This is a genomic window from Otoolea muris (genome assembly GCF_943193115.1).
In the GTDB taxonomy this organism is placed as follows: Bacteria; Bacillota; Clostridia; order Lachnospirales; family Lachnospiraceae; genus Otoolea; species Otoolea muris.
In genome coordinates, this window is the sequence record NZ_CALPCY010000033.1 from 1 (window position 1) to 12,953 (window position 12,953).

The following is a 12,953-nucleotide window of genomic DNA, read 5'->3' on the forward strand; positions in this document are numbered from 1 at the left end:
GGCTGAGCAGGCGCGTGAGGAAGCAGCACAGGCGCGTGAGACGTCTGAACAGGCGCGCGAGGCGGCTGAGCAGGCGCGTGAGGAAGCAGCGCAGGCGCGTGAGACGTCTGAACAGGCGCGTGAGGCGGCTGAGCAGGCGCGTGAGACGGCTGAGCAGGCGCGTGAGGCGGCTGAGCAGGCGCGTGAGGAAGCAGCGCAGGCGAGTGAAGCGGCAACACAGGCCCATGAGACGGCGGTTAAAGCGGGCCAGGAAGCCAGGGAAGCGAAGAAGATTGCGCTGAGAACCCAGATGCTTCTTGAAAATGAAATCAGTTCAAAGATCGATGTAATAGGAGAAGGCCATGATTTCCTAAAAATGAGGCTGGAGGAGGCCCTGCAGATGGAAAGCAAACGCGAAAGGATGGAGCTGGAGATTTTGAATCTGAGCATGAAGGTAAAAGCAATCGAGCGCAGACTTGACGCGATGTAAGGGCGCCTTTGCCGCCAAACTGTAATCATTCAGATAACCTGTGAACAGTTACGCCGGTTTCTTAAGACATGAATAAAAAAATTTATTAGGTCTTTACAAATCAAAAAAAATGGTTTATAGTAAGGAGCATAATAACAAATAAAGCACAGAAGGCAATGAAGCCGCACAGCGGCCGATTTGTCTTCTTTTTTAAAAGGCAGTGAAGGAGACTCTGTTCCAAAGAATCCGACAGAAAGACGCGGTCACCGGCTGAGAGCCGCGTCAGGAGGGCAGGGGACAATAGGGAACACTCCGGAGCCGGACGGCTGAACCTGTCGCAGGCGGCAAATCTATTTGACGTTTGCATATTGAGAAATGTATAGGACGTTTCTGTAAGTAGGCCGCCACGTAGGTGCGCGTTAAGCATGAATGAGAGTGGAGAAAACGGATAACCGCATATAAGCGAGCCGCTGAAAAGGCGGTTTGCGGGCATATGGCGCGGCCTGTCTCTCCGAATGCGGGTGGTACCGCGGGAATATCCCGTCCCGGAATGTCGATTCGATGTTCCGGGATTTTTTATGCGCAGGGGTGCGTAAGGAAATTGGCAGCTTCGCTGTACGCGCTCCGCGCGCGGGTAGGGGTAGAGGGCTCTCCCCTGCTCGGTTGCACAGGCCCGCATAGGGAAGTTTGCTGCCCGGGCCGCGCGGTGAGAAGGGAAGGAGGAAAACACATGGATTTTTTGACAGGAAAAAGGGAAACCGGGGTTTTGGATTTGCAGGAACTGCTTTCAGAGGAAAAGGACGGCTGTGTGGTAAAGACGAACGGGGCGGTTTTGAGCATCCGTGACATGGGCGACATTGTATTTATTATTCTTCGGAAGCGGGACGGGATTCTGCAGGCTGTGATGGAGCGGGGCGCTGTAAATGAGGAGGCGCCGGCTCTCCGGGAAGAATGCTTTGTGGAGGCGGAGGGCAGGATTGTGAAGGAGGCGCGGGCGCCTCACGGCGTGGAGCTTAAGCTTACCTCCGTGCGGATTCTTTCCGCGCCGGAGGTCCCGATGCCAGTCGCTGTGTCAAAGTGGAAGCTGGGAGCTTCCCTGGAGGCCAGGCTGGATATGCGGCCCCTGACGCTCAGGAATCTGCGCGAGCGGGCGAGGTTTAAGGTACAGGAGGGCATTGCGCGGGCATTCCGCGAGTATCTCCAGGGCGAGGGCTTTACGGAGATACACACGCCCAAGATCGGGGCCAGGGGGGCGGAAGGCGGCGCGAACGTCTTTAAGCTTGAATACTTCCACCGGCCGGCTGTGCTGGCGCAGAGCCCGCAGTTTTATAAGCAGATGATGGTCGGCGTCTTTGACCGCGTGATGGAAATTGGCCCGGTGTTCCGGGCGGAGAAGCACAACACAAAGCGCCATTTAAACGAATATACCGGTCTGGATTTTGAGATGGGCTATATTGAGGACTTCAGGGATATTATGGCCATGGAGACGGGCTTTTTGCAGCATATGACCGCGCTTTTAAAGGCGGAATACGGCGCGGAGCTGTCCCTCCTGCATGTTGAACTTCCGGACACGGCCCGGATTCCGGCGGTTCCGTTTTCCGAGGCCAAAAGGCTGGTTTCCGAGGCGTACCACACGCAGATACGCAATCCGTATGACTTAGAGCCGGAGGAGGAACATCTGATCGGGCGCTATTTTAAGGAAAAATACAATGCGGATTTCGTGTTTGTGACGCATTATCCGTCCAAAAAACGGCCGTTCTACGCCATGGATGACCCGGCGGATCCGACGTATACTTTGAGTTTTGATCTGCTGTTCCGTGGCTTGGAGGTGACGACAGGCGGCCAGCGGATCCATGCGTATACAGAGCTGATGGATAAGATCAGACGGCGCGGCATGGACACAGAGGGCATGGAGGACTATCTGAGCGCGTTCCGGCACGGCATGCCGCCCCACGGCGGCCTGGGGATCGGGCTGGAGCGCATGGCCATGCAGCTTTTGGGAGAGGAAAATGTGAGGGAAGCCTCGCTGTTCCCAAGGGATTTAAGCCGTCTGGTTCCCTAGAGCGTGTTTGAAAATTCATTCCTGGCATCTGCACGCCCCACTTCGCGGTATATTTGTGCCAAATTCACTTAACGTAGCCCACTACGCCGCGTTCATTTGGCACAAATCTCCCACAAAGTGGCACGCACAGCTGCCAGAAAGCAATTTTCAAACACGCTCTCTAGACAACATTGCATTACGCGGCGTATTTGCGCCCGGGAAAGGAGCAAAAAATGGCGGTAACGATTGATGATGAGATGATTGAATATGTGGGAATCCTCGCAAAGCTTTCCCTCTCAGAAGAGGAGCGGGAAGCGGCGAAGAAGGATATGGGGCGGATGCTTACGTATATCGACATGCTAAATGAGCTGGACACAGAGGGGGTCGCGCCCATGTCGCATGTATTTTCCATCCAAAATGTGTTCCGTGAGGATGAGGTGACAAACAGCGACGCGTCGGAGCAGATGCTGGCGAATGCGCCGCAGAAGAAGGACTGCCAGTATAAAGTTCCGCGCACCGTAGAATAGCGGGAAGGAGGTTGGATGAATATGCAGGATATTGCACAGATGACAGCGCTGGAGCTGGGAAAGAAGATACAGGAAAGAGAGGTGTCCGCCGAGGAGGCGGTGAGGGCGTGCCTTACACAGATACAGAGGGAGGAAACGCAGATCCACGCCTTTGTGAGCATTGAGGAGGAAAAGGCCCTCGCCCGGGCAAGACAGGTCCAAAAGCAGATCGACAGCGGCGCGCTCGCCGGCCCTCTGGCGGGCGTGCCGGCGGCAGTGAAGGATAATATCTGCACCGAGGGCATGAGGACGACGTGCAGCTCGCGGATCCTGTCGGATTTTGTGCCGGCGTACTCCGCGGAGGCGGTCGCGCGCCTTGAGGCTGCCGGGGCCGTGATTCTCGGAAAGACAAATATGGATGAGTTTGCTATGGGCAGCACGACGGAGACCTCGTATTTCGGGCCCACGAAGAATCCCTGGAAACGGACGCATGTCCCGGGCGGATCCTCGGGCGGCTCGTGCGCGGCCGTGGCTGCCGGGGAGGCGTTTTATGCGCTTGGCTCCGATACGGGCGGCTCCATCCGCCAGCCGAGCTCCTTCTGCGGCGTGACGGGCATCAAGCCTACGTACGGGACCATTTCCCGCTACGGGCTGATCGCGTACGGCTCCTCCCTGGACCAGATCGGGCCTATTGCGCGGGATACGGCGGACTGCGCGGCCCTGCTGGAAATCCTGGCTTCTTATGACAAAAAAGACAGCACCTCCATCTGCAGGGAGGATTACCATTTCACAGAAGCCTTAACCGGGGAGGCAAAGGGCCTGCGGATCGGGATCCCGTCCGACTATCTGGGGCAGGGCCTGGACGAGGGTGTGAAAAAAGCCGTGCTGGCCGGCGCGGAGGGATTAAAGGAGCAGGGGGCCAGCGTGGAATACTTTGATCTGGGCATGGTTCCGTACGCGATCCCGGCCTACTATGTGATCGCCTCCGCGGAGGCCAGCTCCAACCTCTCGCGCTTTGACGGGATTAAATACGGTTACCGGGCCGGGGAGTATGAGGATCTGCACGAAATGTATAAAAAGACGCGTTCCGAGGGCTTTGGACCGGAGGTGAAGCGCCGCATCATGCTCGGCGCCTTTGTCCTGAGCTCCGGCTACTACGACGCCTACTATTTAAAAGCCCTGCGCGCCAAGGCGCTGATTAAAAAAGCCTTTGACAGGGCCTTTGAGCGGTTTGATATCATACTGGGCCCGGCCGCGCCATCCACGGCCCCGGCGCTGGGGGAGAGCCTGCAGGATCCCATGAAAATGTACCTGGGCGATATTTATACCGTATCCGCCAACCTGGCGGGCCTGCCGGGCCTGTGCCTTCCGTGCGCGACGGACGAAGCGGGCCTTCCGGTGGGCATGCAGCTCATGGCAGACTGCTTCCAGGAGAAAAAGCTGTTCCGGGCCGCCTCTGCCTATGAAAAGATCCGGGGCAGATGGCGCCTGCCGATCAGGGATAAGGAGGGAATGTGACATGAGAAAGGAATATGAAACCATCATCGGCCTGGAGGTTCACGTAGAGCTGGCCACCCGCACAAAAATATTTTGCGGTTGTTCCACAGTTTTTGGCGGCGCGCCCAATACGCATACCTGTCCGGTTTGTACCGGCATGCCGGGTTCCCTCCCTGTACTCAACAGACAGGTGGTAGAGCTGGCGCTGCGCGTGGGCCTGGCCGCCAACTGCCAGATCAACCAGTTCTGTAAATTTGACCGCAAAAACTATTTTTACCCGGACAATCCGCAGAACTATCAGATCTCGCAGCTCTATCTGCCCATCTGCCGCGACGGCTTCATTGCCATCGGCACAGCGGGCGGGGAGAAACGGATCCGTATCCATGAGATCCACATGGAGGAGGACGCGGGAAAGCTGATTCATGATGAATGGGAGGACTGTTCCCTGGTCGATTACAACCGCAGCGGCGTTCCCCTGATTGAGATCGTATCCGAACCGGATATGCGAAACGCCGACGAGGTCATTTCCTATTTAGAGCGGCTGCGCCTGCTGATCCAGTATCTGGGCGCATCGGACTGCAAGCTTCAGGAGGGATCCATGCGCGCGGATGTCAACTTATCCGTGCGGGAAAAAGGCAGCGATGTCCTCGGCACGCGGACAGAGATGAAAAATTTGAACTCCTTTAAGGCCATTACCCGCGCTATAGAGGGCGAGACAAAACGCCAGATCGAGCGTCTGGAAGAGGGAAAGCCGGTTATCCAGGAGACAAGGCGATGGGATGACAACAAGGAATACTCGTATGCGATGCGCTCCAAGGAGGACGCAAAGGATTACCGCTATTTCCCGGATCCCGATCTGCCGCCGATTTACATTGACGACGCATGGCTGGAGGCTGTGAGGGGCCGAATTCCGGAGCTTGCGCCGGACAAAATGAGGCGTTATCAGGAGGAATACGGATTGTCCGAGTACGACAGCCGCCTTCTCACCGGCTCCAGGCAGACGGCGGAGCTGTTTGAAAAGACAACGGCTCTCTGTAAAAACGCGAAAAAGGCCGCCAACTGGCTGATCGGGGATGTCAGCCGCCTGATGAAGGAGCGCGGGATCGGGCCGGAAGACCTTGTGCTCTCGCCGGGACATCTGGCAAAGCTCATCACGCTGACCGGGGCGGGAAGGATAAACCTAAACACCGCCAGGGAGGTACTGGAGGCTGTTTTCGACGGGGACCGGGATCCGGAAGCGTATGTAAAGGAGCACGGACTTCTGATGGTCAATGACGACGAGGCGCTTGAAAAGGCGGTGGAGGCGGCCCTTAAGGCGAACCCGAAGACCGTGGAGGAGTACCGGGCCGGGAAGACCAAGGTCATGGGATTTCTGGTCGGGCAGGTTATGAAGGGGATGAAGGGGAAGGCGAATCCGGCTAAGGTCAATGAGATTTTGGCGGAGCGGCTGAAGGGGTGATATGTGTTTGGGGGAAGGTGTGTGGGAGGGCCGCCAGAGCCAGATATCGTATCCATAGGGAACCCCCGCTCCCGCTCAGAGAAAAGCGCAGCGGTACTAAGCTCGAAAAAAACCGCTAGAGCGTGTTTGAAAATTCATTCCTGGCATCTGCACGCCCCACTTCGCGGTATATTCGTGCCAGATTCACTTAACATTGTCCGCGGGAATCAAAAACAGCAGCAGGGTATTGACAAACCATGGATTTGTGATTAAAATAAGTTTTAAGTTTCAACAAACTGTCAAAAAGCTGTGAAGGCGTCAGTAAGGCTTTACGTTTCTTACAGAGAGAGGGGATCACCGGCTGAAAGTCTCTTCAAGTTCAGGTAAAGCGCGAATTTCCCGCCGGAGCTGCATGGCTGAACACGGATCTGCGTATCCAGTAGGCTGTGACGGATCGTACACGTTACGTATAAGAAGAGTGCCTGTCCTTACGGGGCAGGAATCAGGGTGGTACCACGAGACAGACGTCCCGTCCCTTGCGAAGCAGGGGGACGGGATTTTTTTATGCGCAGGGGTGCGTAAGGAACTTAGCAGCTTTGCTGCAGGCGCCCCGCGCGCGGGCAGGGGAAGATGGCTCTTCCCTGCCCGATTGCACAGGCCCGTGCAGAGGAAAGATGCCGCCCCCAAACCATATTTTGCCGAATAAGGAGAAACCATGAAAGAGCAGTTGGAAAGAATCAGAGAAGAAGCGTTAAAGCAGATTGAGGCTTCCGACGCGCTGGAGAAGCTCAATGAGATCCGCGTCGCGTATCTTGGAAAAAAGGGCGAGCTGACCAGCGTGTTAAAGAGCATGAAAAACGTAGCCCCCGAGGATCGGCCCAGGGTTGGCCAGATGGTAAACGACGCGCGAGCGGCGATTGAAGCGCGCTTAGAGGAGACAAGGCTTGCCCTTGCCAGACGGGCAAGGCAGGAGCAGTTAAAGCGGGAGGTGATTGACGTCACGCTTCCGGCAAAGAAAAGCCGCGTGGGGCACAGCCATCCGAATACGATTGCCTTAAAAGAGGTGGAGCGCATCTTTGTGGGCATGGGCTATGAGGTGGTGGAAGGGCCTGAGATCGAGTATGATCTCTATAATTTTGAAAAATTAAACATTCCGGCCAACCATCCGGCCAAGGACGAGCAGGATACATTTTACATTAATAAAGACATTGTGCTGCGCACCCAGACCTCCCCGGTGCAGGCGCGCGTCATGGAGCAGGGGAAGCTCCCGATCCGCATGATCGCCCCGGGGCGCGTGTTCCGCTCCGACGAGGTGGACGCCACGCATTCCCCGTCTTTCCACCAGGTAGAGGGACTGGTGATTGACAAATGCATCACATTTTCCGATTTAAAGGGAACCCTCGCGGAGTTTGCAAGGGAGATGTTCGGGGAGGATACGCGGGTAAAATTCCGTCCGCATCATTTCCCCTTCACAGAGCCCAGCGCGGAGATGGATGTGAGCTGCTTTAAATGCGGCGGAAAGGGCTGCCGCTTCTGCAAAGGCTCCGGCTGGATCGAGATACTGGGCTGCGGCATGGTGCATCCCCATGTCCTGGAAATGTGCGGCATTGATCCGGAAAGCTACTCCGGCTTTGCCTTCGGCGTCGGCCTTGAGCGCATCGCCCTGCTGAAATATGAGATCGACGATATGAGGCTGCTGTACGAGAATGATATACGGTTTTTAACGCAGTTTTAGAGCTGCTGCAAAAGAAATGGAATGATACGGCAACACAGCGCCCGGAGCCGTTTACAGGCCCGGACGGCTGGAGAACCGTGCAAAAAGGCGAAAAGGAGCTATTTTATTATGAATACAGCATTATCATGGATCAAAGCATATGTCCCTGATTTGGATGTCACGCCCGAGGAATATACGGATGCGATGACGCTGACCGGGACAAAGGTAGAGGGCTGCGAGCGCCTGGACAAAAATCTGGAACGCATCGTGGCCGGCCGGATCGAGCGCATCGAGCGCCATCCCGACGCGGATAAGCTGATCGTCTGCCAGGTGGACATCGGAAATGAGACGGTTCAGATCGTGACCGGCGCGCCCAATGTGAAGGAAGGGGACATGGTCCCGGTGGTCTTAGACGGAGGCCGGGTCGCCGGAGGGCATGACGGAGGCCCGCTCCCGGAAGAGGGCGTAAAGATTAAGAAAGGGAAGCTCAGAGGCGTGGAATCGTGCGGCATGATGTGTTCCATTGAGGAGCTGGGAAGCAGCCGCGAGATGTATCCCGACGCCCCGGAATCGGGCATCTACATCCTGCCGGAAACGGCCCGCCCCGGGGAGGATGCCATAGCGCTTCTGGGCCTTCACGACACGGTGTTTGAGTATGAGATCACATCCAACCGCGTGGACTGCTACAGCGTGATCGGCATCGCCAGGGAGGCGGCCGCCACCTTTGGCAAGGCGTTTCACCCGCCGGTTGTCACAAAGACCGGCAACAGCGAGGATATCCACAGCTATTTGAAGGTAAGCGTCGAGGATCCGGCGCTGTGCCCGCGCTACTGCGCGAGAATGGTCAAGAACATCCGGCTTGCCCCGTCCCCGTCGTGGATGCAGCGCCGCCTGGCAGCCAGCGGGATCCGTCCCATCAACAATATCGTTGACATCACAAACTATGTGATGGAGGAATACGGCCAGCCTATGCATGCATTTGACTATGACACCTTAAGCGGCCATGAGATTATCGTTAAACGCGCAAAAGACGGCGACGCCTTCCAGACCCTGGACGGCCAGGAGCGCCGCTTAGACAGCCGCGTCCTGATGATCAACGACGGCGAAAAGGAGGTCGGTATCGCCGGCATCATGGGCGGGGAGAATTCCAAAATTACGGATGACGTAAAGACCATGGTATTTGAGAGCGCCTGCTTTGACGGCACGAATATCCGCCTTTCCGCCAAACGGCTGGGACTGCGCACCGACGCCTCCGGGAAATACGAAAAGGGGCTGGATCCCAACACGGCGGAAGAGGCCGTGAACCGCGCCTGCCAGCTCATCGAGGAGCTCGGCGCAGGGGAGGTTGTGGGCGGCATGATCGACATCTATCCCGTAAAGCGCCAGGGAAAACGCGTTCCCTTTGAGCCGGAGAAGATCAACCGCCTTCTGGGCATTGAGATTGACGCGGATACCATGCTCGGCTATTTTAAGCGCGTGGATCTGGACTATGACGCCGCCGCAAATGAAATCATCGTGCCGAGCTGGAGACAGGATGTCTGCCGCATGGCCGATCTGGCGGAGGAAGCCGCCCGTTTCTATGGCTATGACCGGATTCCGACAACCCTGCCCTCCGGAGAGGCGACGACCGGGAAGCTCTCCTTTAAAATGCGGATCGAAGAGATCGCCAGGGAGATTGCCGAGTTCTGCGGCTTCTCCCAGAGCATGACGTATTCCTTTGAGAGCCCCAGGGTATTTGACCGTCTGCTTCTGGAAAAGGATGACATCCTGCGCAGGGCGATCCCCATCTCAAATCCTCTGGGCGAGGATTTCAGCGTCATGCGCACCCTGCCGCTAAACGGCATGCTGACTTCCCTGTCCACGAACTACAACCGCCGGAACCGGGATGTGCGGCTTTATGAGATGGCGACTGTATATCTCCCGCAGGAGCTTCCCCTTACAAAACTGCCCGACGAGCGCGTCCAGTTCACGCTCGGTATGTACGGGGAGGGGGATTTTTACACCATGAAGGGCGTGGCCGAGGAATTCTTCGAGCGGGCCGGGATGAGGAAAAAGCCGCATTATAACCCGGACGCGGGAAAACCGTTTCTCCACCCGGGCCGCCAGGCGGAGATTCTCTATGGAAAAAAAGCCGTAGGCTATCTGGGCGAGCTGCACCCGGATGTGGCGGATGCCTATAAGATCGGGGAGCGCGCGTATATCGCCGTGATCGATATACCGGCTGTTTTGGAATTTGCGACCTTTGATTATAAGTATGCCGGACTTGCCAAATATCCGCCGGTGACCAGGGATCTGAGCATGGTGGTGAAAAAAGAGGTTTTGGCCGGGCAGATCGAGGACGTCCTGGAACAGAGGGGCGGGGCGCTGCTGGAGAGCTATAAGCTGTTTGATATATATGAAGGAAGCCAGATCACGGCGGGATTTAAATCGGTTGCTTATTCGCTTACGTTCCGGGCGAAGGATCATACGCTGGAGGAGAAGGAAGTGGGTGCGGTGATGAAGAAGATTTTGAATGGGCTGCAGGGGCTGGGGATTGAGCTGAGGGCGTAAAGAAAGTATTTTAGTGGCTCCCTGGCTGGAGTATAGATGCGAGGGGGCCGCCAGAGCCATTATCTATATCCAACGAAACCGCGCTTCCGCTCGGAGAAAAGCGCAGCGGTACCAGTACAGCCCTGCGTATACAGCTCGAAAAGACCTCGCTAAGTACCGGCGGTTTTCTACGCGTTTCTTTAGATATAGATAATGGCTCTGGCTGCGTTATTGGCTGCCTTTAGGGAAGGATGGGCGAATGTTTATGACAGGATTGAAAAAATTGTAACAAACGAGCCCATGATAATTCCTCCCTTTTAGAATAATAGCCTCTCGGAATCTCGCTGCGCCTGATTTTGCGAGTATATAATCGTGTATCCCTGACAATGGGAGTATAAATTTATATTGCAAATGCAGGCATATATTTTAAAATGTAATATAGATATCGGAACTTAAAGGGATAGTTGTATGATGGATATAGATAATGAATTACTAAATAATTTGGATAAATTGCATACGACAAAGCTAGGCGTGGAACGCATTAAAAGAAATCTGTCCTTAGATATAGATACAAGTGATGTTGTTGATTGGTGCAAAACTAAAATCAGTTCTGTCAATGCCATTATTTCAAGAAATGGAAAAAATTGCTATGTAAACGTGGATAATTGTATTATAACGATCAATGTATATAGTTATACGATTATAACGGCACATAAGGAAAAGAAATGAAATTGCCTAATCAATATAAAAAGTTATAATATTCGCTAAAATTTGGAAAATGTGCAATGAGAACACTTCCCCAAAAAGGAGTTATAATTTAAGGCTTACCATCTATACAGCCGGAAGCAGGCGATATATCCGTAAGAAACCCATAGAAAACCGCCGGCGCTTAGCAAGGTCTTTTCGAGCTTAGCGTCCGCTGCGCTTTTCTCTGACCGAGAGCGCGGTTTCGTCGGATATATCGCCTGCTTCCGGAGTCCCTTCCGCGGCTTTTCCAGCCAGCAACTTTCCCCCCATCGCCTATCCGCGCGAATAAACTAAAAAGAATCGAAGATACTGATACTGTCGAATACAATTCCAAGGAGGCAGACATCATGTATAAAGATTTCGAGATTATCGGCGTAAAGGGCCGGGAGATCCTGGATTCGCGGGGAAATCCGACGGTTGAGGCGGAGGTGACGCTGGAGAACGGCGCGACCGGGCGGGCGGCTGTTCCGTCCGGCGCTTCGACCGGGAAATTTGAGGCGGTGGAGCTCAGGGACGGGGACGCGCTGCGCTACCATGGCCAGGGCGTTAAAAAGGCCGTGGATCACATCGGAACCGTCCTGGGCGAGGCGGTTTTGTTTGAAAACGCGCTGGAGCAGCAGACAATTGACCGTCTGATGCGGAATGCGGACGGGACGGAAAATAAAGGAAAGCTGGGGGCAAACGCGATACTTGGCGTATCAATGGCTGTGGCAAGGGCGGCCGCGGCGGGCCTTGGGATCCCGCTGTACCGCTACCTGGGAGGAATCGGGGCCAGCCTCCTGCCGGTTCCGATGATGAATATTTTAAACGGAGGAAGGCATGCGGACAATACGGTGGATCTGCAGGAATTTATGATTATGCCTACCGGGGCCTGCTGCTTTAGCGAGGGTCTGCGGATGTGCGCGGAGATCTACCACACCCTGAAAAAGGTCTTAAACGAACGGAATTTGAGCACAGCCGTCGGGGACGAGGGCGGCTTTGCGCCGGATCTTAAAAATTCAGAGGAAGTTTTGGAAACCATTGTAAGGGCTGTGGAACAGAGCGGATACCGCCCCGGGGAGGACATAAAGATCGCGATGGACGCCGCTTCCAGCGAGCTCTACGACGAGGCAAGCGGGCTTTATCTGTTTCCGGGAGAGAGTAAAATGAGCGGGACGCGGGTGGCCCGCACGGCCGGAGAAATGGTGGATTACTATAAACGCCTGATTCAGAAGTTCCCGATCTGCTCCATTGAGGACGGCCTTCAGGAGGAGGACTGGGAGGGCTGGCGTCTGATGACAAAGGAGCTCGGTGCGACGGTGCAGCTCGTGGGAGACGATCTGTTTGTGACCAATACAAAGCGTTTGAAGCGCGGGATCGATGAGGGAGCGGCGAACTCGATTCTTATAAAGGTCAACCAGATCGGCACGCTGACCGAGAGCTTTGAAGCCATTGAGATGGCAAAAAGGGCGGGCTATACTACCGTGATTTCACACCGCTCCGGCGAAACCGAGGACTCCATCATCGCCGATATCGCCGTTGCCGTCAATTCCGGCCAGATCAAGACCGGGGCCCCCTGCCGGTCGGATCGGGTGGCAAAATATAACCAGCTTTTGCGCATTGAAGAACAGGTTTCCGGATATTTTCACAAAAAGTAGTTGTACAGAAAGCCAAAGTATGGTATGATACCTTTGTTTAACTACAGGAGGTGTGATATGATTCGGGGAATCCTTACGGTATTATTTGTTATAATCTGTATATTTTTATCCGCTGTGATTCTGCTTCAGGAGGGAAAATCTGCGGGCTTAAGCGGCTCCATCGGCGGTATCGCGGACAGCTACTGGGGAAAGAACAAGAGCCGTTCCATGGAGGGAAAGCTTGAGAAGCTGACCAAATATGCGGCCATCCTCTGGCTTGTCCTTGCGTTCATATTAAATCTGAAGGTTATTTGATTCGGACACTCCTGGAAACGGGAGTGTTCTTTTTATGCACACGGGCGCCCGGAAGAACTATATCAAGCCCAGAGGAACTATGTCAGCCAGAAGCTGACGGGC

11 protein-coding genes, 1 pseudogene and 1 other annotated feature are annotated in these 12,953 nt (G+C 55.0%); of the genes and pseudogenes, 11 read left to right on the top strand and 1 reads right to left on the bottom strand.

From position 1 onward, the window contains the following. From NFS31_RS17365 to gatB, 6 genes and pseudogenes are all read left to right on the top strand, one after another. Positions 1-469 (top strand): annotated as a pseudogene (locus NFS31_RS17365) (hypothetical protein); the annotation flags it as partial. Positions 470-1,178: 709 nt separating this feature from the next. Then, positions 1,179-2,510 carry an aspartate--tRNA(Asn) ligase gene (gene aspS / locus NFS31_RS17370; RefSeq protein WP_251497790.1) on the top strand — a complete coding sequence of 444 codons (1,332 nt, stop codon included), beginning with the start codon at positions 1,179-1,181 and terminating at the stop codon, positions 2,508-2,510. 7 nt (positions 2,511-2,517) lie between these two features. Continuing rightward, entirely contained in the window at positions 2,518-2,739 is a 222-nt protein-coding gene (locus NFS31_RS27885; RefSeq protein WP_416389477.1) for a DUF6783 domain-containing protein, read from the top strand. Continuing rightward, entirely contained in the window at positions 2,723-3,016 is a 294-nt protein-coding gene (gene gatC, locus NFS31_RS17375; RefSeq protein WP_251497792.1) for an Asp-tRNA(Asn)/Glu-tRNA(Gln) amidotransferase subunit GatC, read from the top strand. Before NFS31_RS27885 ends, gatC begins: the two co-directional genes overlap by 17 nt. Positions 3,017-3,031: 15 nt before the next feature. Continuing rightward, positions 3,032-4,513: an Asp-tRNA(Asn)/Glu-tRNA(Gln) amidotransferase subunit GatA gene (gene gatA, locus NFS31_RS17380; RefSeq protein ID WP_251497795.1), complete on the top strand. Its 1,482-nt coding sequence runs from the start codon at positions 3,032-3,034 to the stop codon at positions 4,511-4,513. 1 nt (position 4,514) lies between these two features. Beyond that, positions 4,515-5,951, top strand: a complete 1,437-nt coding sequence (gatB, locus tag NFS31_RS17385; RefSeq protein WP_251497798.1) for an Asp-tRNA(Asn)/Glu-tRNA(Gln) amidotransferase subunit GatB — start codon at positions 4,515-4,517, stop codon at positions 5,949-5,951. 96 nt (positions 5,952-6,047) lie between these two features. Here gatB and NFS31_RS28365 read toward each other — a convergent pair whose 3' ends face one another. Then, positions 6,048-6,134, bottom strand: a complete 87-nt coding sequence (locus NFS31_RS28365; protein ID WP_416389479.1) for a DUF6783 domain-containing protein — start codon at positions 6,132-6,134, stop codon at positions 6,048-6,050. 96 nt (positions 6,135-6,230) lie between these two features. Then, positions 6,231-6,470, top strand: a binding site (T-box leader). Between the two features lie 175 nt (positions 6,471-6,645). On the opposite strand from NFS31_RS28365, the gene pheS reads away from it, so the two are divergent. The 5 genes from pheS to secG all read left to right on the top strand — a co-directional run bounded on the left by pheS (position 6,646) and on the right by secG (position 12,851). Beyond that, complete coding sequence (gene pheS, locus NFS31_RS17390) at positions 6,646-7,665, top strand: phenylalanine--tRNA ligase subunit alpha (protein WP_251497801.1); 1,020 nt, start codon at positions 6,646-6,648, stop codon at positions 7,663-7,665. 108 nt (positions 7,666-7,773) lie between these two features. Beyond that, positions 7,774-10,194: a phenylalanine--tRNA ligase subunit beta gene (gene pheT / locus NFS31_RS17395; RefSeq protein ID WP_251497804.1), complete on the top strand. Its 2,421-nt coding sequence runs from the start codon at positions 7,774-7,776 to the stop codon at positions 10,192-10,194. Between the two features lie 450 nt (positions 10,195-10,644). Continuing rightward, positions 10,645-10,902, top strand: a complete 258-nt coding sequence (locus NFS31_RS17400) for a DUF3781 domain-containing protein (RefSeq protein WP_251497918.1) — start codon at positions 10,645-10,647, stop codon at positions 10,900-10,902. A 365-nt stretch (positions 10,903-11,267) separates the two neighbouring features. Beyond that, positions 11,268-12,557, top strand: coding sequence for a phosphopyruvate hydratase (gene eno, locus NFS31_RS17405; protein ID WP_251497806.1), 1,290 nt, complete (start codon positions 11,268-11,270; stop codon positions 12,555-12,557). Positions 12,558-12,614: 57 nt separating this feature from the next. Continuing rightward, entirely contained in the window at positions 12,615-12,851 is a 237-nt protein-coding gene (gene secG / locus NFS31_RS17410; RefSeq protein WP_251497809.1) for a preprotein translocase subunit SecG, read from the top strand. Positions 12,852-12,953 lie beyond the last annotated feature (102 nt).